This window comes from Enterobacter cloacae subsp. cloacae ATCC 13047, from assembly GCF_000025565.1.
GTDB classification, from domain to species: domain Bacteria; phylum Pseudomonadota; class Gammaproteobacteria; order Enterobacterales; family Enterobacteriaceae; genus Enterobacter; species Enterobacter cloacae.
This window is the reverse complement of the sequence record NC_014121.1, coordinates 3,116,893-3,137,471: the sequence shown is the minus strand read 5'-3', so window position 1 is coordinate 3,137,471 and position 20,579 is coordinate 3,116,893. Positions and strand designations below refer to the sequence as shown.

Below are 20,579 nucleotides of genomic sequence, written 5' to 3'. Positions count from 1 at the left end.
ATTCAGGCCGCCCGTATAAGGCAGCTTGCATGATGACGTTTTTAGAGAGGGAAGAACAATGCTCGACACTACAATGAAAACCCAGCTCAAGGCATACCTTGAGAAACTGACCAAACCTGTTGAGCTGATTGCCACGCTGGACGACAGCGCTAAATCGGCAGAAATCAAGGAACTGCTGGCGGAGATCGCCGAACTGTCACCGAAAGTGACCTTCAAAGAAGCGAACGATCTGGCGGTGCGTAAGCCATCTTTCCTGATCACCAACCCGGGCTCTGATCAGGGGCCGCGTTTTGCCGGCTCACCGCTGGGCCACGAATTTACCTCACTGGTGCTGGCTCTGCTGTGGACCGGTGGGCATCCGTCGAAAGAGGCGCAGGCGCTGCTGGAGCAGATCCGCGATATCGACGGGGATTTCACCTTTGAAACGTACTATTCACTCTCCTGCCACAACTGCCCGGACGTGGTGCAGGCGCTGAACCTGATGTCAGTCCTGAACCCGCGTATTAAACACACCGCAATTGATGGCGGCACTTTCCAGAACGAAATCACCGATCGCAACGTGATGGGGGTTCCGGCAGTGTTCCTGAATGGGCAGGAGTTTGGCCAGGGCCGTATGACCTTGTCCGAAATTGTGGCCAAAGTGGATACCGGCGCCGAAAAACGTGCCGCAGAAGAGCTGAACAAGCGCGATGCGTATGATGTACTGATTGTCGGCTCTGGCCCGGCGGGCGCCGCGGCAGCGGTCTATTCCGCACGTAAAGGTATTCGTACCGGTCTGATGGGCGAACGCTTTGGCGGCCAGGTGCTGGATACCGTGGATATCGAAAACTACATCTCTGTGCCGAAGACCGAAGGCCAGAAACTGGCTGGCGCACTTAAAGCGCACGTCAATGATTACGCAGTGGATGTGATCGACAGCCAGAGCGCCAGCAAGCTGGTTCCTGCCGCAGTCGAAGGTGGCTTACACCAGATTGAAACTGCTTCCGGCGCGGTGCTGAAAGCCCGCAGTGTTATCATTGCCACCGGTGCCAAATGGCGAAACATGAACGTGCCGGGTGAAGATCAGTATCGCACCAAAGGCGTGACCTACTGCCCGCACTGCGATGGTCCGCTGTTTAAAGGCAAACGCGTGGCGGTGATTGGCGGCGGTAACTCCGGTGTTGAAGCGGCTATCGACCTGGCGGGCATTGTTGAACACGTTACCCTGCTGGAATTTGCACCAGAGATGAAGGCAGACCAGGTACTGCAGGATAAAGTACGCAGCCTGAAAAACGTCGACATCGTGCTGAATGCGCAGACCACGGAAGTGAAGGGCGACGGCAGTAAAGTCACCGGTCTGGAGTACCGCGACCGCGTCAGTGGCGATGTGCACAGCGTTCCGCTTTCGGGGATCTTCGTGCAGATTGGTCTGCTGCCAAACACCACCTGGCTGGAAGGCGCCATTGAGCGTAACCGCATGGGCGAGATTATCATCGATGCCAAATGTGAAACCAGCGTGAAGGGCGTATTTGCGGCGGGCGACTGTACTACCGTGCCGTACAAGCAGATCATCATCGCGACCGGTGAAGGGGCGAAAGCGTCTCTGAGCGCGTTCGACTACCTGATTCGCACCAAAACAGCATAATAAAAGTCAGTAAGACTGCACCTGCACCAGGAGAGGCCACCAGAAGGTGGCCTCTTTTTTTATCTCACGACCATCACCGGAATGTGGGTGTGACGGATAACGCTGGAGGCGTTTGAACCCAGCAGATGCGTGGTAATGGACGGATTGCGTGAACCGATAACCACCACGTCGGCGTTCAGCTCGCTCGCCAGCTCGTTAACGGCATCGCGCACGCTGCCAAACCGGACATGCGTTTTAATGCGGGAAGGGTCGATGGTGAAGTGCCCGACCATCGTTTGCAGGCGATTTTCCGCCTCGTGCTGCAGATGCTCTTCAAAGCGGCGTACATCGGCGGCGAAGCGATGCAGACTCAGGCTGGCAGAACCCGGCAGCACGTGTAGAAGATGAATAATCCCGTCCTGCTGCGCCAGAAATTCCGCATGGCGTACGGCCTTGTCGCTCAGCTCCATCTCAAAAACATCAACCGGCATAATAATTCTTTGATACATACCCGTTTCTCCTTGTTTATAAACGCTGGAATCATTCAACCATAAAATGAATATGGTTTTTGTAAGCGCTGCGGCACTTTTCTGTTTTTCCCAGGATAAATCTCAAAAGCCCGCTAATCCCGGGCAGGTCGTCAGGGAACGCTACCCTTAAATACTTACCCGGATCCTTTCGGAGGTCGCATGAAAGCACTCACGTACCACGGTCCACATCATGTTCGTGTCGAGAATGTCCCCGATCCTGTTATTGAACAACCTGACGATATTATCCTGCGTGTAACGGCCACGGCGATCTGCGGTTCGGATCTGCATCTCTACCGCGGGAAGATCCCCAAAGTTGAGCACGGCGATATTTTTGGCCACGAGTTCATGGGCGAAGTGGTGGAGACGGGCAGGGAAGTGAAGACGCTGCAAAAAGGCGACCGGGTGGTGATCCCGTTTGTCATCGCCTGTGGTGACTGCTTCTTTTGCCGCCTGCAGCAGTACGCGGCCTGCGAGAGCACCAACGCCGGGCAGGGCGCCGCGCTGAATAAAAAGCAAATTCCCGCGCCCGCCGCGCTGTTTGGCTACAGCCATCTTTATGGCGGCGTGCCCGGTGGACAAGCGGAATACGTTCGGGTGCCCAAAGGTAACGTCGGGCCGTTCAAAGTGCCTCAGCTGCTCTCCGATGATAAAGCGCTGTTCCTCTCCGATATCTTGCCTACCGCCTGGCAGGCGGCGAAAAATGCCCAGATTGAAAAAGGCTCCAGCGTCGCCGTTTTTGGTGCAGGACCGGTGGGGTTACTGACCATCGCCTGCGCGCGGCTGTTAGGTGCCGAACAGATCTTTGTGGTTGACCATCACCCGTATCGTCTGCGTTTTGCCGCAGAGCGCTACGGCGCCATCCCCATTAACTTTGATGAAGACAACGACGCAGCGGAAAAAATCATTGAGCAAACCGCAGGCCAGCGCGGCGTGGATGCCGTCATTGATGCCGTGGGGTTTGAAGCCAAAGGCAGCACCACGGAAACCATCCTCAGCAACCTTAAAATTGAGGGCAGCAGCGGTAAAGCGCTGCGTCAGTGTATTGCGGCTGTCCGACGGGGCGGGGTGGTGAGCGTGCCCGGCGTGTATGCGGGCTTTATCCATGGCTTCCTGTTTGGTGATGCCTTCGATAAGGGGCTCAGTTTTAAGATGGGCCAGACCCACGTCCACGCCTGGCTTGGCGAGTTGTTACCGCTGATCGAAAAAGGGCTACTGACGCCGGAGGAGATTGTCACCCACTATCTGCCGCTGGACGATGCCGAACGCGCCTACCGGATCTTTGAAAAACGGGAGGAGGCGTGCCGCAAGGTGATTCTGGTGCCCGGTGCAGAAACGCCGGAAGCGGCGGAACAGCAGGTTAAAGGGCTGGTGAATGCGTTTCCGGGTGGGGTGGTTTAAGACGGTTCCCTTACCTGCGGCACGATATAGGGCGTCCTGGTGAATCTGCGGAAAGAGGATGCGCAGGCATCCTCTGTGCAACGCGGGTCGCGCTTGTTCAGATGGGATTAACGCAGGTAATCGCCTGCCGCTTCTGGCTGGTAGAGCAACGCCAGCACTTCCAGATGGGTCGAGGCACCGCCCGGCAATTCCCAGTGAATGGTATCCCCCGTACGCAGGCCCAGCAGGGCCGCGCCGACCGGTGCCAGCACGGAAAGCTGAGCGCTGCTGTCGGTCATTTGCGCCGGGTAGACCAGCGTGCGGGTTAACTCTTCGCCCGTTGTCAGGTTGCGGAATTTGACCTGGCTGTTCATGGTGACCACGTCATGCGGCATGGACTCCGGGGTACACATCTGCGCCCGGTCGAGCTCTTCATTCAGGGCATCGGCTACCGGGAGCGAGGCGAATTCTGGTTTCTCCAGAAGTCGGTCAATACGTTCTGCGTCAAGTTCATTGATAATGATGGTGGGTCTGGACATTTTTTACTCCATGTCGTTAATGCTGCGTGTAACGCAGAAACCAATCCAAAAGAAAACCCTCGCCGTCTGGCAGCGAGGGTTTAACTCTCCCGATGATACTGTCTGCGCACGCAACTTTGAAGTGATAGAGGTCACATTCATGGGCCATATGAATTTTCGCTGAAATTTATTCAGTCTGCATTTCTGGCGGATTGCGTTACGCTGAACGTTCTGAATCAGGATAGTGGGTAAACGCAGTTCGCGTCTGACCCTCATTAAGAGAGCGCTATGTACTTTTATCAACCGTCACAGGGGCATGGCCTGCCGCATGACCCGCTGAATGCCATTATTGGTCCGCGTCCGATTGGCTGGATCTCCTCCTGCGACCAGGCAGGACAGATCAACCTGGCACCGTATAGCTTCTTTAACTGCTTTAACTACCGCCCGCCGATTATTGGCTTTTCCAGCAACGGCTGGAAAGACAGCGTGCGTAATATTAACGAAACGGGTGAGTTTGTCTGGAACCTTGCCACGCGCGATCTGGCTGAGGCGATGAATCTCACCTCCGCTACGCTGCCTCACGATCAAGACGAGTTCTCTTTTTCCGGATTGACGCCAGCGGCAAGCCAGCTTGTAAAGGCGCCACGCGTGGCCGAGAGTCCGGTGAACTTTGAGTGCCGCCTGTCGCAGTGTATTCAGCTGACCGGCGCCGACGGCACACCGGTTGACACCTGGCTGGTGCTGGGCGAAGTCGTGGGGATTCATATTGCCGAATCGCTGCTGGAAGAGGGGATCTACCAGACGGCGAAAGCGCAGCCCATCCTGCGTGCGGGTGGGCCGACGGCCTATTATGGCATCAGTGATGAACACCGCTTCGATATGGTGCGCCCGATTGTGGATCAGTAACCCACTTTATCGATAACAAACTGTTTGCCACAGTTACCCGGATGTGGCTGTGGCGCAAAAGAGCCGGCAGACAGCGGGTTATTAATGGTGCTGGCCTTAAGCGAGATCTGCATTTCGGTCAGATAGGCCGGATTACCATTGCAGGTCAGTTTGAATGCTTTGACATTGTCTTTGCTCCAGCTTTTCGCCACGGCGTTATCAAAATCTTTACGGCTTACCGTTTTACCGTAGTTATCCGCCAGGAATTTACCCACCGCGCTGTTTTTTATCTCCTGATTCATCCGTACCATGGTGCCGAAATAGGCGTCAGGATCAAAGCCGAAGCAGACACCGTGTTTGGCATATTCATAGCGTTCCAGGCAGGAGTTACCGCCAGCACCGGGCATGACGCTGTTCAGCTTTGCGGCACCCGACAGTGATAGCCCGGTTTCGGCGGCTGAGCATTTGCGGCTGGCTTTGGCTTCCGGCATGTTCGGGATTGGGCGGGTCGCGCAGCCAAAACGCATCCAGCGGCGTTCATCCACGCCGCGTGCGGCGATGGATTTAGGCAGCCCCGGCCATAATCCGTGTACGGTCAGATAATCGGTCTTGTTATTGCTCTCTTTTTGCAGACGGCACTCTTCGGGTTCGTTACGGTTACGTTCAGCCATGCTCTGGCAGAACCCGGTTTGCCAGGAAAGCGCCAGAACGTAGCGATCGAAATCGCCATACTGCGTGGCTTTGAGCGGATCCGCCTGCGCGGAGAAGACACAGAGTGCAAGCGCCATGGCGCCAGACGGGATAACGATATCCTTCCTGAACATGTGATTTCCTGATGGGTTAACGCGATAGATTTCTGGAAGTTATTAAAGCACAAAAAGCGCCCGCAGGCGCTTTTTGGATATCGGTCATTTTACTCAGGCTGCGCCAGGAACCAGCACTTCGGTTGCGATAATCACGATGATCAGGCCCACAAGCACCGGGACCGACGTGCGTTTTACCACTTCGAACGGCGAGATTTTTGCCATCCCGGCGACCGCGACTACGACACCCGATACCGGCGAAATGGTACGACCGAGGTTAGACGCCTGCAGCATGGGAATGGAGAGGTAAGCCGGGTTAATACCGGAAGAATGTGCCAGTTTTGGGATCATCTCAACGAAGGCGTAGAACGGCGCGTTGCCTGAACCGGTGGTCATTGCCGCCAGCATGGTCAGCACCACCAGTACCAGCATCAGGATAATGCTGGCAGAGCCGAACGACGTGGCGATAGAGATGAGGCTCTGAATAAAGCCGATAGTGCTCAGACCCTGCGCGAAGACGCCTGCCGCCACCAACAGCATCACAACGCCTGCAAACGCATCAGCCATACCGCGATACGCCACTTCCAGGCCAGAAAATACCTTCTGAGTGTTGAAACCACGAATAAATTCCAGCATGGCGGCCAGCAACATACAGATAACCAGAATGGTAATGATGTGCAGCTGTGGTCCCCATTTGCCGTCAAAAATCAGCACGCCGATGATAGGCGTGAACGGCAGAATGGAATAGAACGCCGGGGCGGTGGTGGTGATTTCATTCACGTCCATCATTTCGTGGCTAATGTGCTCTTTTTTATCGAGATAACGCTGCCAGAAGAAATGCGCGATCCCCATGCCCACGATAGCCACAATGGAAATCGGCAGCGTGGTTTTAAAGGCGAAATCGATGAGTGACATTTCCGCGGCTTTCGCCGCCAGTACGACGTCGCCAGAGGTAGGGGAGAGAATAATGGCCGCCGGAGAGGCGCAGATAGCCGCCGCTGCACCACGGCTAATGCCGACGTTAACCATCACCGGGAACAGGGTAGCCATTAACAACACCCCCAGGCCAGTGGCTGACGACACGGCCAGCGACATCAGACAGGCGAGGAAGTAGGCTGCAACCATCAGCAGATACGGGGAGTTGATGTACTGCAGCGGTCTGGAGGCCAGCTTCACGACCATATCGTTGGCACCAATATGGCTCATGTATGCGGCAAAACCGCACAGCATCATGATCATCATGCCCAGATCGCCACCGCGGCTCATGAGCAGAATTTTAATGTATTCAACAATGTCTGTGGCGGTATACCCGGTGCTGGCTGCGCTGGCGGGTAAGACCTGGTGACCCATCAGGGCGCTAACGATCAGCAAGGCCAGGCCGCCGACAAATAACACGCCCGTGGCGAAATACCCCTTAATGATGTAGCGTGCTACACCGACAATGACGACGACTCCGATAAGGAGCTCGAAAAACGTAAGCATGATTTCCCCTGTATCCTTGCTGCCCGAGAGCACAAATAATCAATAAAAAAGAAGGATGAGAATGTGCCGAATTAATGGCCAGTCCTTGCTGATTAAAATCAATAAATATACTACTAAAGCAGATGTTAGCGATATTTTTGCCATGGTGATGGCAATAATGACATATGGGTATTGACCGGTGACAACAGTGGAGTATGTCATTTAAATGCTAATAAGTTGTTAATTTATTGATTCTATATTAACACGTTCCTGAATAATAGGGGAAAAGACTTTTCCTGCCGGTGCGCGTTGGTGAGTGGGTCCGTACAGCGTTTCGTGAGAAAGGGGCTGATCAGCACGAAAACACTGGCTGTAGAGGCTAATGATAATCTTTATACCTTGCAGACAGGGCGTTATGTTTGTCCTGAAAGCCATATTAAAAGCAGGGTTATTTTTACCGGTAGGCATTATTAAAAAAGGTTTGAACGCGCCCGTGAGATGATTATTCAACACGCCGCCGTGCCGCTCTCAGAATATTCTCGCAAAGTGGCTGATTAATTAGGAGTAATGCCGATGCCGTTAAGGCTCCATTCAACTATTGTATGGTAAACTTTGCCTCGAATACTAAGAATGGTAATTGCATTGTGATCTTACGTAATAAATTTTTCTTCATTTTTCTGTTTATTTTTGCACAGTTAACGCTCTCTTCTGTGGCACAGGCTGAAGAGAACGCGACGGATAAGGGCTGGTTCTCCACCTTTACAGATAATGTTTCGCAGACCTGGAATGCGCCAGAGCACTATGATCTCTACGTGCCGGCCATCACCTGGCATGCACGCTTTGCCTACGACAAAGAAAAGACCGATAAATATAACGAGCGCCCGTGGGGGGCAGGTTTTGGTCAGTCGCGCTGGGACGAAAAGGGCAACTGGCACGGTATTTATCTGATGGCCTTTAAAGACTCCTTTAACAAATGGGAACCGATCGGTGGCTATGGCTGGGAGAAAACCTGGCGTCCGTTAGCTGACGACAACTTCCACGTTGGCCTGGGCTATACCGCCGGGGTGACTGCACGCGACAACTGGAACTATATCCCCATTCCGGTTCTGCTGCCGCTGGCCTCAATTGGTTATGGCCCTGCAACGTTCCAGATGACCTACATTCCCGGTACGTACAACAACGGTAACGTTTACTTCGCCTGGATGCGTTTTCAGTTTTAACTGAAAAAAGCTGACAAAGCGGTGAAAAAAATGCGCAGTCGTTGATTCATATGGGATAAAAATCCGCCAGCGAAAATTAACGCGACTTTAGTCACTTTTTATCAAAGATCCGCTGGACAAAAGGTCCCACAATTGTTGTACTGGTAACCGACACAGCATTTGTGTCGTTTTTTAATGTAAAGGTAATTTTGATGTCTAAGATTAAAGGTAACGTTAAGTGGTTTAATGAGTCCAAAGGATTCGGTTTCATTACTCCTGAAGATGGCAGCAAAGACGTGTTCGTACACTTCTCTGCAATCCAGTCTAATGGTTTCAAAACTCTGGCTGAAGGTCAGCGTGTAGAGTTCGAAATCACTAACGGTGCCAAAGGCCCTTCTGCTGCTAACGTAATCGCTCTGTAATTCAGACGCGTCAGCAAGAATTTCAAAACCCGCTCACTGAGCGGGTTTTTTTCGTTTTGCATCAGCCAAGCAGATACATCTTCAGGAAGCTGGCAACGATCAGCACGCTCAACAACACCACGCCTGCGCTCATCAAACTCTCTTTCATTCTGTCACCCTCGTTCTGTATTGGCACCAGAGTGACAGAGAAAAATTAAGCCAACATTAACGCTTCGGCAGTTAGTGGGGGCTGACGGAAGAAAATAGCCAGAATGCGATCCCGGTCATCGCAAAAGAGCCGAGCATATTTATCGCAACGTTCAGCAACGCCCAGCCGATACGGCCTTCCTGAAACAAAAACACCGTTTCCGCAGAAAAGGTGGAGAAGGTGGTTAAACCGCCGCAGAACCCGGTGGTAATCAATACTTTCCACATGGGATCGATGTGCGTCATACGGTTAAACCAGGCCAGACCCATGCCAATGATAAACGCACCAATCAGGTTTGCGGCCAGTGTTCCCATTGGAATCGCCTGATGCAGTGGATTAAACCGCATACTCAGGAACCACCGCGCAACGCTTCCCGTCCCCCCACCAATAAAAACAGCTAAAAGGAGTTGTAACACTGTAAATACCTGCTATTTGATGTGTAAGAGTGGCGAGTTTAACGCTGTTTATAATCAGGGGACAAATATGTATGTTGCGGTAGGGCAGTTTGCGGTCACGCCTCGCTGGCATGAGAATGCAGCGCAGTGTGTCTCGCTGATGAAACAGGCACAACAGAAGGGGGCGTCGTTGCTGGTGCTGCCAGAGGCCTTGCTGGCTCGCGATGATAACGACCCGGATTTATCGGTGAAATCCGCGCAGCCGCTGGATGGCGCGTTTTTACAGCAATTACTGGCCGAGAGTGCGGGTAATGACATGACCACAATTTTGACGCTCCATGTGCCGTCTACGCCCGGCCGGGCAGTTAACAAACTGGTAGCCATCCGTGGCGGCGTCATCATCGCCAGCTATGCCAAGCTTCATCTCTATGATGCGTTCAGTATCCAGGAGTCGCGCCTGGTTGACCCGGGGGAGTGCGTTCCGCCCCTGATCGCGGTTGATGGTTTAAACATTGGGCTGATGACCTGCTACGATTTGCGTTTTCCTGAGCTGGCGTTGAGCCTGGCATTACAGGGAGCGGATGTGCTTGTTCTGCCTGCCGCGTGGGTTAAAGGGCCGCTGAAAGAGCATCACTGGGCCACGTTGCTTACGGCGCGCGCGCTGGATACCACCTGTTATGTGGTCGCGGCAGGGGAGTGCGGCAATAAAAATATCGGGCAGAGCAGGGTGATTGACCCGCTGGGCGTCACGATTGCCGCCGCAGCGGAAGGTCCGGTTTTACTGATGGCGGAGATAATTTCGGAAAGGATAGCGCTTGCACGGCAGCAATTACCTGTTCTTCGCAACCGACGTTTTGCGCCACCGCAATTATTGTGATGTTTTTTTCAACAATGCTTGATTCACCTTGTTACAGGTTGCTATTGTGTGCACGCGCCAAATGACCGTTAATATGATCCGGTTTTGACGCTGAATGCAGCCTGTTTTAAGTAAAGAAGGTATCTATGGGTGAGATTAGTATTACCAAACTGCTGGTGGTTGCCGCACTGGTCGTCCTGCTGTTTGGTACCAAGAAGTTACGCACGCTGGGTGGTGACCTGGGTGCCGCCATCAAAGGCTTTAAGAAAGCGATGAACGACGATGACGCGGCAGCGAAGAAAAGCGCCGAGGATACCGTTCCGGCTGAAAAGCTCTCTCACAAAGAGTAACGGCAATGCCTTAAGGCTTGCGAAAAAAAACCGGCTCAACAGGCCGGTTTTTTTGTATTCCTGTAAGTGAATATTACAGGGTTATTTAACTTCTTCGCCTTTTGCCTGCATATCGGCATGGTAAGAGGAACGCACAAACGGACCGCAGGCAGCATGGGTGAAGCCCATCGCCATCGCTTCCGCTTTCATCTCATCAAATTCATCCGGGCTAACGTAGCGCTGCACCGGCAGGTGATGACGGCTTGGCTGCAGATACTGGCCCAGCGTCAGCATGGTCACGCCGTGGCGACGCAGATCGCGCATCACTTCGATGATTTCGTCATTGGTCTCACCAAGACCAACCATCAGACCTGACTTGGTAGGAATATGTGGATGCGCTTCTTTAAAACGCTCCAGCAGCTTCAGGGACCAGTTGTAGTCAGCACCCGGACGCACCTGACGGTAGAGACGCGGTACGTTCTCCAGGTTGTGGTTAAAGACGTCTGGTGGCGTTGCGGTCAGGATATCCAGCGCGCGGTCCATACGACCACGGAAATCCGGCACCAGCGTCTCAATCTTAATGTTCGGGCTTTTCTCGCGAATGGCAGTAATGCAGTCAGCAAAGTGCTGAGCACCCCCATCACGCAGGTCATCACGGTCAACGGAGGTAATGACCACATAACGCAGCGCCATATCAGCGATGGTCTGCGCCAGTTTTTGAGGTTCGTTTGCATCTGGTGCCACCGGGCGGCCATGAGCAACATCGCAGAACGGGCAACGACGGGTACAGATAGCACCCAGAATCATAAACGTCGCGGTGCCGTGGTTGAAACACTCAGCAAGGTTCGGGCAAGAGGCTTCTTCACATACAGAGTGAAGGCCATTCTTACGCATCGCCGCTTTGATCCCCTGGATACGCGAAGAGTCGGCCGGAAGTTTGATTTTCATCCATTCCGGTTTTCTTAACAGCGCCTCGCGCTCTGTAGCCACGTTTTTAACCGGGATAAGGGCCATTTTATCGGCATCGCGGTATTTAACACCGCGTTCCATCACAATGGGTTTACTCATAGCGTGCGTGTTCCAGTTGCGAATATCGAAGGAAAGCGTTTCAATTCAAGGGAATGTTGTATTTATCAACTATTTTTGAACGAACGACAGGCAGTATATCATTGAAACGGTCGTTAAAGCAGCCTGCCAGGTCGCCAATTTGTAAAATAGTTGTTGTTTTGTGCCTTTTGCCCTGCGTGCGGCAGGGGCTTGTGCTGTGTCAACCTGTCAGAAGGCCTGGCGGATGATGCGGATCACATTTTCAAGTACCGGATCGCGCAGACTGAGCTTATTGTAATGCAGTGAAATCTCAATAGATTCTGCATTCAACTGGCTGAGCGGAATACTCTCCAGCGGCCAGCATTTCCGCAGCAGATGATACAGGCGCGAAGGCATGATGCAGAGCATGTCACTGCTGCCAATCAGGGACGCGGTAGTGAACATATTGTAACTGCTGAAGCTTATCTGGCGCTCCGGGAAAATGTCATCGATACGCTGGCGCAGCGCATGATGAGACTGTCCTTCCGTCATAAATGACGAGTGATCGTAGTTACGCAGATTTTCTATGGTGAGCGGCTCGCTGAGCACCGGATGCTGCTGGCGACAGACCAGCACCAGGTTGTCGGCATAGAGGACATTTTGCCCCAACGCGCGGGCGCTGAAGCTGCCGCTGTCGATAATTAAATCGGTCTGGAACTGGGCAAGCTGCACGTCAGGTTCGCTGATTGGTACATTACGCAGCAGCAACTGCGGCGCATGCTCTTTTACGGCCTGGTAAATGGCAGGCATAACCAACACCCCCACAGAGGGAGAGCAGCCGATGGTGATGGTTCGTTGTTTGTCGTAGCTTCCGGTTAAATCCAGCGCGCCCAGAATCGACTCCAGCCCCTGGCTGATGTACTCATGCAGATGCGTGGCGTAAGCCGTGGGGGTAACACCCTGTCCCTTACGAATAAATAACGGGTCCGGAAATATAGCGCGCAGCTTTTGAATTGACTGGCTTATTGCAGAGGGCGTGAGATTAAGAATTTTCGCAGCGTTAACGATACCCTTATGGACATATACCGCCTCAAAAATAGTCAATAAATTGAGATCAATATTACGTAAAGTCCGAAAAATTTGCGGCTTGTCTTCGCCTCCGGGTTCATTCAGGCGTTTGGCTGGTAAATTATTATACTCCACGCTTTTACTCCGTACACATTCACAACATGAATGATAGTTGAATTTATTTATTATGCTTGTAGAGATTCGTAAAGTGTTGGTTTTGTTTCACTTGTTTATCAAAAACAACCAGTTGAGTGATTATCACGCAAGTTACTTAGGTCCTGCACGCAGCGCTGACGGGAGGCTAAATAATATGGATCGGTAATATTCGAGCGCTTCGAAAATATAGAATCTGCGGATTATTGTAAAGTGTAAAAGCGGCAATTAAATCGTGGCCCGTCAAATTATCGAGCCACGATGTATAATATATTAAGCAGTGATATATTCGTGCGGGGGATTGTTAAGTAGTGCTAACATATTAGCTAAAAGCACAGGACGGATATTTTCTGTTGTTGCCGTATCAACCCACTGGCACATTTGCGTCATTTCCATCCCGGCATAGCCGCAGGGGTTGATGCGCTGGAAGGGCTTCAAGTCCATATTAATGTTCAAAGCCAGCCCGTGAAACGAGCAGCCTTTACGGATACGCAGCCCCAGCGAGCAGATCTTCATCTCGCCCACGTAGACTCCCGGTGCGTCGGCCCGCGGATGCGCATCAATACCGTATTCCGCTAGCGTGTTGACGACCGTTTGCTCAAGCAGAGTGACCAGTTCACGTACGCCCAGCTTTCTGCGTTTGAGGTTCAGGAGAACGTACATCACCTGTTGCCCTGGGCCATGGTACGTAACCTGCCCGCCGCGGTCGCTCTGAATAACCGGGATATCGCCCGTCATCAATAAATGTTCCGCTTTTCCCGCTTGCCCCTGCGTAAACACTGGCAGGTGTTCTACCAGCCAGATTTCATCGGGGGTGGTGTCATCGCGTGAGTCGGTGAAGTCATGCATAGCCTGGGAGACAGGCTCATAAGGTTGCAGCCCGAGATGACGGACAAGAATTTTATCCTGATACAAAACGACGTCTCCGAAGACGAGGGACAAAAGATGAGGGGGAGTATATCACAGCGGGGGAGAGGGGTTACCCGGCAAACCGGGTAACCGCAGAGGGACTACAGCACCATACGAACAATTTCGATATTGCCGAGCTCTTCGTACAGTGTCTCAACCTGCTCAATGTGTGTTGCGGTAATGGTAATAGATACCGAGTGGTAGTTGCCCTTGCTGCTTGGTTTTACTGACGGAGAGTAGTCACCCGGCGCATGGCGCTGTACCACTTCAACCACCTGATCAACCAGCTCAGGTTTCGCCAGACCCATTACTTTGTAAGTAAATGGGGTAGGGAATTCAAGCAGTTCGTTAAGTTTGGTTTTCATGTCAGCTCCGGCGTAACGTCAAAAAGAATAACTCCCACGTCAGGTGGGAGTTATCAGGATACTTAGTATATGGGGATCAAAATCACACTTTCAAGTGTTCGATTTTTAGCCAAACCAGTGATGGAACATCAATTTAATGTAATCAATGATTTTGCCGAAGAAATTGCCTTCAGGAATTTCCTGCAGGACAACCAGCGGGCGCTGATCGATAGTTTTGCCATCCAGCTGGAAGTTGATGGTGCCTACAACCTGGTTTTTCTGCAGCGGTGCATGCAGCTCGGTGGTGTTCAGCACGTAGCTGGCTTTCAGGTCTTTCATGCGTCCGCGTGGAATGGTCAGGTACAGATCTTTGTCCACGCCCAGGGAGGCGCGATCGTTATCACCGAACCAGACCGGCTCAGAGGCAAACTCTTTGCCTGCTTTCAGTGGGTTCACGGTTTCGAAGAAACGGAAGCCCCAGGTCAGCAGTTTTTTGCTTTCTGTCTCACGGCCTTTAAAGGTACGACCGCCCATCACGGCAGAGATCAGGCGCATCTGACCTTCGGTAGCAGAGGCGACCAGGTTGTAACCCGCTTTGTCGGTATGGCCGGTTTTGATGCCGTCAACGTTCAGGCTGTTATCCCACAGCAGGCCGTTACGGTTGGTCTGGCGAATACCGTTGAAGGTAAACTCTTTCTCTTTATAGATGGCGTATTCGTTCGGTACATCGCGGATCAGCGCCTGGCCAATCAGCGCCATATCGCGCGCAGAGCTGTACTGACCCTCCGCATCCAGGCCGTGAACGGTCTGGAAGTGGCTGTTTTTCAGGCCCAGCGCAGAAACGTAGCTGTTCATCAGGCCCACAAACGCATCCTGGCTGCCCGCAGCGAAATCGGCCATGGCGACACAGGCGTCGTTACCGGACTGCAGGTTGATACCACGAATCAGCTGAGAGACAGGAACCTGCATACCCGGTTTCAGGAACATTAAAGAGGAGCCTTTAAAGACCGGGTTCCCGGTTGCCCACGCATCGTTACCGATGGTGACCAGGTCTGTTTCTTTAAATTTACCTGCCTTCATCGCCTGGCCGATAACGTAGCTGGTCATCATTTTCGTCAGGCTGGCCGGATCGCGGCGGGCATCGGCATTCTGTTCTGCCAGAACTTTGCCAGAGTTGTAATCGATCAGGATGTAGGATTCCGCATCGATTTGCGGAACGCCAGGGATCATGGTCTTGATGTTCAGGTCATCGGCGTGAGCTGCGGAGAGCGCAGCAGCGCAAAGGGCCGTGGTCAGCGCCATGCGCTGCACAAAACGAGCAGAAAAAGTGGTCTTCATGGTCAGAACTACGACATCCGTGATGGAATTAAAAAAAGTGCCTTACTATAGCAAATGCTATTCAGGCAGGCATCCGACTTTAAGCATGAGTTTGTGAATGACTTTTACACAAACTGACAATTCGGATGCCGCCGATAAATTACTTCGCTACAGCGATAAATGACTGGAGTTGCGCTTCATTTTGCAGACGCTGCTGCAGGGTCGCTGCCTGCGATTTGCTGGCAAACGGTCCCATCTGAATACGCCACACCGCCCCGTTTTGCTCAACGCGGCCTGGAACGCCAAACTGCTGGCTCAGGCGCTGTTGATATTGCTGCGCGCGGGCCTGATCGCTGACGGCGCCCACCTGAACGACAAAGCCGCCGCTGGAAGCGGCAGCAGGCGCTGCTGCCGCCGCGCTCTGGGTCGTTGCCGGAGCGGTGACGGGGGCAGGCTGCTGCGCGACGGGGGCGGCAACAGGCGCCGGGGCAGGTTCACTGCCTTCCAGAACGCCGGAGGCCAGGGTCGTTGGAGCCCCCAGGAAACCGCTACTCTTTACCGGTGCGCCAGTGCTGTCATCACTCTGCAACGTGTCGTTGCTGATAGGACGCACTTCGCCTGCTGGCTGAGAAGGCTCGGCCGGCGATGAGACGCTCCCCATGCCACCGTCAAGATTTGGACGGTCGGGAAGGGCGTAGGTCTGTTTCGCTACTGTCGTACACGCGGTACCCGGCCCGGAGAGCGAGCCATCCGGTGCCACGATAATGGGGTCGATACGAACCTTGGTATTGTTCGAGGTGTTCAGGCGGTCGGCGGAGGCGCGCGACAGCGAAATCACACGGTCGTTACCGTACGGACCGCGATCGTTAATGCGGACTACGATCATACGGCCATTCGCCAGGTTGGTGATACGCGCGTAGCTTGGGATAGGCAGCGTCGGGTGTGCCGCAGTGAGTTGCGTCGGGTCGAACGCTTCTCCTGATGCCGTCAGGTTGCTCCCGGGTTCCGCATCATAAATGGCGGCGAAACCCGCCTGGCTGAAACGGGAAGGGTCCTGAACGATTTTGTAGCTTTTGCCGTCGCGCTCATAATCCTGATTCGCGCTGGCGTTGAGCGGTTCATAAACGGGATCGGCGCCGCTGATTTCAACGATTGGGCCATTACACACCGCAGGCTGCGGCGGCGCGACGGTTGCCTGTTGCTGACCATCATCACTTGTGCACGCCGCAAGTAAACTTGCCGCAATGCAGATCCCCAGCCACTGCTTACGCATTCCGATCCCCTTATTTTTATACGCTTTTTGACAACATTTTTCTGTGGGTATGGATCGACATCACGATACCAAACCCGGCCATCAACACGATCAGTGCCGAGCCTCCGTAACTCACCAGCGGAAGCGGAACGCCTACAACCGGCAGAATACCACTCACCATACCAATATTTACGAAGACATAAACGAATAAAATCAACATTAACCCGCCCGCCATGACGCGGCCAAAGGTGGTTTGCGCGCGCGCGGCAATCCACAACCCGCGCATGATTAACAGTACATACAGCGCGAGTAAGATCAAGATGCCGACCAGCCCAAGCTCTTCCGCCAGGACCGCAAAGATAAAGTCGGTATGGCGCTCTGGTAAGAACTCCAGCTGCGACTGGGTGCCGTGCAGCCATCCTTTACCGCGCAGGCCACCGGAGCCAATCGCGATCTTGGACTGAATAATATGATAGCCCGCACCCAGCGGATCGGTTTCCGGATCGAGCAGCATCATCACGCGCTGGCGCTGATAATCATGCATCAGGAAGAACCAGAGAATAGGGATGAACGCGGCAACCAGCACCACCGCAATACCAATCAGACGCCAGCTCAGGCCCGACAAGAAGAGAACAAACAGGCCGGAGAGTGCGATGAGGATCGAGGTACCAAGGTCAGGCTGCGCCGCCACCAGCAACGTTGGCAGGAAAATCAATACCAGCGCGATGGCCGTGTTTTTCAGTGATGGCGGACAGACATCGCGGTTGATAAAGCGTGCCACCATCAGTGGAACGGCGATTTTGGCAATTTCCGAGGGCTGGAAGCGAACTACGCCCAGATCCAGCCAGCGCTGTGCGCCTTTGGAGATGGCCCCAAAGGCATCTACCGCAACCAGCAAAATAATACAGAAGATGTAGAGATAGGGGGCCCAGCCTTCGTAGACGCGTGGCGGGATCTGCGCCATGACGACCATAATGACCAGCCCCATCGCGATCTGGCCAATCTTGCGCTCCATCATGCCGATGTCCTGGCCGCTGGCGCTCCAGATAACCAGAGCGCTGTAGACCAGCAGAGCCAGCAGGATCAGCAGCATGGCTGGGTCGATGTGGATTTTATCCCACAGCGATTTTTTATTTGGATTATCCGTCATGTTTATTGGTCCTCCGCCGCAGCGGCCGCCGGGTTTTCAGCCGGCAGTTCGGTGTTGTTATCACCCAGCATGATGTGGTCGAGGATTTGGCGCATGATGGTGCCCACGGCTGGCCCTGCGCCGCCGTTTTCCAGAATCATTGCCACCGCCACCTGTGGGTTATCATAGGGTGCAAATGCCGTCATGAGCTTATGGTCACGCAGTCGTTCGGCAATGCGGTGCGCGTTATAGGTTTCGTTGGCCTTCAGGCCGAAGACCTGCGCCGTACCGGATTTGGCGGCCACTTTATACGGCGCACCGGCGAAATACTTATGCGCGGTACCGTTCGGGCGGTTTGCCACCCCGTACATCCCGTCTTTGGCGATCTCCCAGAAGCCGGAGTGAATATCCCCCACCGGCGGTTCATGCGGCTGGATCCACGGCACTTTTTTGCCCTCTTCAACGGTACTTTGCAGCAGGTGCGGGACTTTCACCACACCATCGTTGATGAGGATCATCATCGCTTTGTTCATCTGCAGCGGGGTTGCGGTCCAGTAGCCCTGGCCGATACCCACCGGAATGGTATCACCCTGGTACCACGGTTTCTTAAAGCGTTTTAGCTTCCACTCGCGGGTTGGCATGTTGCCGGAGCGTTCTTCGGCGAGATCGACCCCGGTGTAATGGCCGTAGCCAAATTTGCTCATCCACTCTGACAGGCGGTCAATACCCATGTCATACGCCACCTGATAGAAGAAGGTATCCGCAGACTCTTCCAGCGATTTCGTCACGTTCAGATGACCGTGGCCCCATTTTTTCCAGTCGCGATAGCGTTTCTCTGAACCCGGTAACTGCCACCAGCCCGGGTCAAACAGGCTGGTGTTGCGATTGATGACACCCGCGCTCAGCGCCGAGACGGCGACGTAAGGTTTCACCGTGGACGCCGGCGGATAGACCCCCTGCGTGGCGCGGTTGACCAGCGGCGTGTTCGGGTCATTAAGCAGGCCGGAGTAGTCCTTACTGGAAATTCCATCGACAAAGAGGTTAGGGTCGTAGCTTGGCATGGAGACCATCGCCAGTATGCCGCCGGTACGCGGATCGGTCACGACAACTGCCGCACGGCTGCCCGCCAGTAAGGTTTCAATATACTGCTGGAGTTTCAGGTCGAGCGTCAGGTAGACGTCATGCCCTGCCTGCGGCGGCACCTCTTTCAGCTGACGAATAACGCGGCCACGGTTGTTAACTTCCACCTCTTCATAGCCGGTCTGCCCGTGCAGGACATCTTCGTAATAGCGTTCAATTCCCAGCTTACCGATATCGTGCGTCGCGGCGTAGTTTGCCAGCTTGCCGTCTTTATCGAGACGCTCAACGTCTTTGTCGTTGATCTTGGAGACGTAGCCGATTACGTGCGTCAGTGCGGAACCGTAAGGGTAATAGCGGCGCTTGTAGCCTTTCACTTCCACACCGGGGAAACGGTACTGGTTGACGGCAAAGCGGGCGACCTGGACTTCCGTCAGGTTGGTTTTAACCGGAATGGAGGTAAAACGGTGAGAACGGGCGCGCTCTTTCTTGAACGCAGCGATATCGTCATCGTTAAGATCGACAACGCTTCGCAATGCTTCCAGCGTATCCTGCACGTTGTCGACTTTTTCCGGCATCATCTCAATCTGGTAGATGGTGCGGTTTAAGGCCAGCGGGGTGCCGTTACGGTCGTAAATAATGCCGCGGCTGGGGGCGATAGGCACCAGCTTGATGCGGTTTTCGTTTGAGCGCGTCTGGTAATCGGTATAGCGGACAATTTGCAGATTATAAAGGTTGGCGATCAGCACGCCGGTAAGCAGCAAAATCCCCGTAAAGGCGACCAGCGCCCGGCGCACAAACAGCGCGGACTCAGCCGTATAGTCGCGAAAAGAATTCTGTAGTTTCATCCGCTGCTTAATCTACCCTGGTCAGTCATTACTCGCGGTGATAGGGGTGGTTGGTAGTAATGCTCCACGCGCGGTACAGGCTTTCTGCCACCAGTACCCGAACGAGCGGGTGGGGAAGCGTCAGCGCGGAGAGAGACCAACTTTGTTCTGCCGCCGCTTTACAGGCAGGGGACAACCCTTCAGGCCCGCCAATCAACAGACTGACGTCACGACCATCCTGCTTCCAGCGCTCCAGTTCGTGCGCCAGCTGCGGCGTATCCCAGGGCTTGCCTGGAATATCGAGGGTCACGATGCGGTTTTTGCCTGCGGCAGCCAGCATCAGTTCTCCCTCTTTATCAAGAATGCGTTTAATATCCGCGTTCTTGCCGCGCTTTCCGGCGGGGATCTCCACCAGCTCGAACGGCATATCTTTAGGGAAACGACGCAGATATTCAGTAAAACCGGTTTGTACCCAGTCCGGCATTTTGGTGCCGACGGCGACCAGCTGCAACTTCACGCATTAACCCCAGAGTTTTTCCAGCTCATACAGGCGACGGCTCTCTTCCTGCATGACGTGGACAATCACATCGCCAAGATCGACAACCACCCAGTCAGCGGTCGCTTCACCTTCAACACCGAGCGGTAATAGCCCTGCTGCACGTGATTCCTGCACAACATGATCGGCAATTGAAACCACATGGCGAGTAGACGTACCGGTGCAGATGATCATGCAGTCGGTGATGCTGGATTTACCCTTAACGTCGATAGCGGTGATGTCCTGACCTTTCAGGTCATCAATTTTGTCGATAACAAAATCCTGGAGTGCTTTACCCTGCAAGTTTTCCCCCTGGGTGAATGAGATTGTGCAACTATGAATTCGTAGCCAGACAGTATACCTGAACTGACGCCCCT

Annotated in this window: 22 protein-coding genes; 7 read left to right on the top strand and 15 right to left on the bottom strand. The window is 53.7% G+C overall.

Translation table 11 applies throughout. From position 1 onward, the window contains the following. Window positions 1-58: 58 nt before the first annotated feature. A complete protein-coding gene (gene ahpF / locus ECL_RS15170; RefSeq protein WP_013097607.1) occupies window positions 59-1,624 on the top strand; it encodes an alkyl hydroperoxide reductase subunit F in 1,566 nt (521 codons plus the stop codon). Window positions 1,625-1,683: 59 nt separating this feature from the next. Here ahpF and uspG read toward each other — a convergent pair whose 3' ends face one another. Further along, window positions 1,684-2,112: a universal stress protein UspG gene (gene uspG / locus ECL_RS15165; RefSeq protein ID WP_013097606.1), complete on the bottom strand. Its 429-nt coding sequence runs from the start codon at window positions 2,110-2,112 to the stop codon at window positions 1,684-1,686. A gap of 180 nt (window positions 2,113-2,292) precedes the next feature. On the opposite strand from uspG, the gene ECL_RS15160 reads away from it, so the two are divergent. Continuing rightward, entirely contained in the window at window positions 2,293-3,531 is a 1,239-nt protein-coding gene (locus ECL_RS15160; RefSeq protein ID WP_013097605.1) for a zinc-dependent alcohol dehydrogenase, read from the top strand. A gap of 107 nt (window positions 3,532-3,638) precedes the next feature. Here ECL_RS15160 and rnk read toward each other — a convergent pair whose 3' ends face one another. Further along, entirely contained in the window at window positions 3,639-4,049 is a 411-nt protein-coding gene (gene rnk / locus ECL_RS15155) for a nucleoside diphosphate kinase regulator (RefSeq protein WP_013097604.1), read from the bottom strand. Between the two features lie 267 nt (window positions 4,050-4,316). Here rnk and ECL_RS15150 point away from each other — a divergent pair, with 267 nt between their 5' ends. After that, window positions 4,317-4,934 carry a flavin reductase family protein gene (locus tag ECL_RS15150; protein ID WP_013097603.1) on the top strand — a complete coding sequence of 206 codons (618 nt, stop codon included), beginning with the start codon at window positions 4,317-4,319 and terminating at the stop codon, window positions 4,932-4,934. Here ECL_RS15150 and rna read toward each other — a convergent pair. Both rna and dcuC read right to left on the bottom strand, forming a co-directional pair. After that, entirely contained in the window at window positions 4,928-5,737 is an 810-nt protein-coding gene (gene rna, locus ECL_RS15145; RefSeq protein ID WP_013097602.1) for a ribonuclease I, read from the bottom strand. The two genes, ECL_RS15150 and rna, sit on opposite strands and share 7 nt — an antisense overlap. Before the next feature lie 93 nt (window positions 5,738-5,830). Next, a complete protein-coding gene (gene dcuC, locus ECL_RS15140; protein ID WP_013097601.1) occupies window positions 5,831-7,198 on the bottom strand; it encodes an anaerobic C4-dicarboxylate transporter DcuC in 1,368 nt (455 codons plus the stop codon). Between the two features lie 581 nt (window positions 7,199-7,779). Between dcuC and pagP the strand changes: the two genes are divergently transcribed. Together pagP and cspE are read left to right on the top strand one after the other, a co-directional pair. Continuing rightward, window positions 7,780-8,397, top strand: coding sequence for a lipid IV(A) palmitoyltransferase PagP (gene pagP, locus ECL_RS15135; RefSeq protein ID WP_249430231.1), 618 nt, complete (start codon window positions 7,780-7,782; stop codon window positions 8,395-8,397). Between the two features lie 191 nt (window positions 8,398-8,588). Further along, window positions 8,589-8,798 carry a transcription antiterminator/RNA stability regulator CspE gene (gene cspE, locus ECL_RS15130; protein ID WP_002439184.1) on the top strand — a complete coding sequence of 70 codons (210 nt, stop codon included), beginning with the start codon at window positions 8,589-8,591 and terminating at the stop codon, window positions 8,796-8,798. Window positions 8,799-9,017: 219 nt separating this feature from the next. Here cspE and crcB read toward each other — a convergent pair whose 3' ends face one another. Then, window positions 9,018-9,401, bottom strand: coding sequence for a fluoride efflux transporter CrcB (gene crcB / locus ECL_RS15125; RefSeq protein ID WP_044158792.1), 384 nt, complete (start codon window positions 9,399-9,401; stop codon window positions 9,018-9,020). Between the two features lie 67 nt (window positions 9,402-9,468). On the opposite strand from crcB, the gene ECL_RS15120 reads away from it, so the two are divergent. Both ECL_RS15120 and tatE read left to right on the top strand, forming a co-directional pair. After that, window positions 9,469-10,257 carry a deaminated glutathione amidase gene (locus tag ECL_RS15120; RefSeq protein WP_013097597.1) on the top strand — a complete coding sequence of 263 codons (789 nt, stop codon included), beginning with the start codon at window positions 9,469-9,471 and terminating at the stop codon, window positions 10,255-10,257. Window positions 10,258-10,382: 125 nt separating this feature from the next. Beyond that, on the top strand, window positions 10,383-10,586 hold the full coding sequence (gene tatE / locus ECL_RS15115) for a twin-arginine translocase subunit TatE (RefSeq protein WP_013097596.1): 204 nt from the start codon (window positions 10,383-10,385) through the stop codon (window positions 10,584-10,586). Window positions 10,587-10,667: 81 nt separating this feature from the next. Here the strand turns inward: tatE and lipA are convergent, their stop codons facing one another. The 10 genes from lipA to rsfS form a co-directional block, all read right to left on the bottom strand. Further along, entirely contained in the window at window positions 10,668-11,633 is a 966-nt protein-coding gene (gene lipA / locus ECL_RS15110; RefSeq protein ID WP_013097595.1) for a lipoyl synthase, read from the bottom strand. A gap of 207 nt (window positions 11,634-11,840) precedes the next feature. Next, complete coding sequence (locus tag ECL_RS15105) at window positions 11,841-12,794, bottom strand: YbeF family transcriptional regulator (RefSeq protein WP_013097594.1); 954 nt, start codon at window positions 12,792-12,794, stop codon at window positions 11,841-11,843. Window positions 12,795-13,085: 291 nt separating this feature from the next. Then, window positions 13,086-13,727, bottom strand: a complete 642-nt coding sequence (lipB, locus tag ECL_RS15100) for a lipoyl(octanoyl) transferase LipB (protein ID WP_013097593.1) — start codon at window positions 13,725-13,727, stop codon at window positions 13,086-13,088. Between the two features lie 95 nt (window positions 13,728-13,822). Next, a complete protein-coding gene (gene ybeD, locus ECL_RS15095) occupies window positions 13,823-14,086 on the bottom strand; it encodes a DUF493 family protein YbeD (RefSeq protein ID WP_003858718.1) in 264 nt (87 codons plus the stop codon). A gap of 105 nt (window positions 14,087-14,191) precedes the next feature. Beyond that, entirely contained in the window at window positions 14,192-15,403 is a 1,212-nt protein-coding gene (gene dacA, locus ECL_RS15090) for a D-alanyl-D-alanine carboxypeptidase DacA (RefSeq protein WP_013097592.1), read from the bottom strand. Window positions 15,404-15,542: 139 nt separating this feature from the next. After that, window positions 15,543-16,655 carry an endolytic peptidoglycan transglycosylase RlpA gene (gene rlpA / locus ECL_RS15085; protein ID WP_013097591.1) on the bottom strand — a complete coding sequence of 371 codons (1,113 nt, stop codon included), beginning with the start codon at window positions 16,653-16,655 and terminating at the stop codon, window positions 15,543-15,545. A 16-nt stretch (window positions 16,656-16,671) separates the two neighbouring features. Beyond that, window positions 16,672-17,784: a peptidoglycan glycosyltransferase MrdB gene (gene mrdB / locus ECL_RS15080; RefSeq protein ID WP_013097590.1), complete on the bottom strand. Its 1,113-nt coding sequence runs from the start codon at window positions 17,782-17,784 to the stop codon at window positions 16,672-16,674. A 2-nt stretch (window positions 17,785-17,786) separates the two neighbouring features. Continuing rightward, window positions 17,787-19,688 carry a peptidoglycan DD-transpeptidase MrdA gene (gene mrdA, locus ECL_RS15075; protein ID WP_013097589.1) on the bottom strand — a complete coding sequence of 634 codons (1,902 nt, stop codon included), beginning with the start codon at window positions 19,686-19,688 and terminating at the stop codon, window positions 17,787-17,789. A 28-nt stretch (window positions 19,689-19,716) separates the two neighbouring features. Then, on the bottom strand, window positions 19,717-20,184 hold the full coding sequence (gene rlmH, locus ECL_RS15070; protein ID WP_003858701.1) for a 23S rRNA (pseudouridine(1915)-N(3))-methyltransferase RlmH: 468 nt from the start codon (window positions 20,182-20,184) through the stop codon (window positions 19,717-19,719). A gap of 3 nt (window positions 20,185-20,187) precedes the next feature. Continuing rightward, a complete protein-coding gene (gene rsfS, locus ECL_RS15065; protein ID WP_013097588.1) occupies window positions 20,188-20,505 on the bottom strand; it encodes a ribosome silencing factor in 318 nt (105 codons plus the stop codon). Window positions 20,506-20,579: the final 74 nt, after the last annotated feature.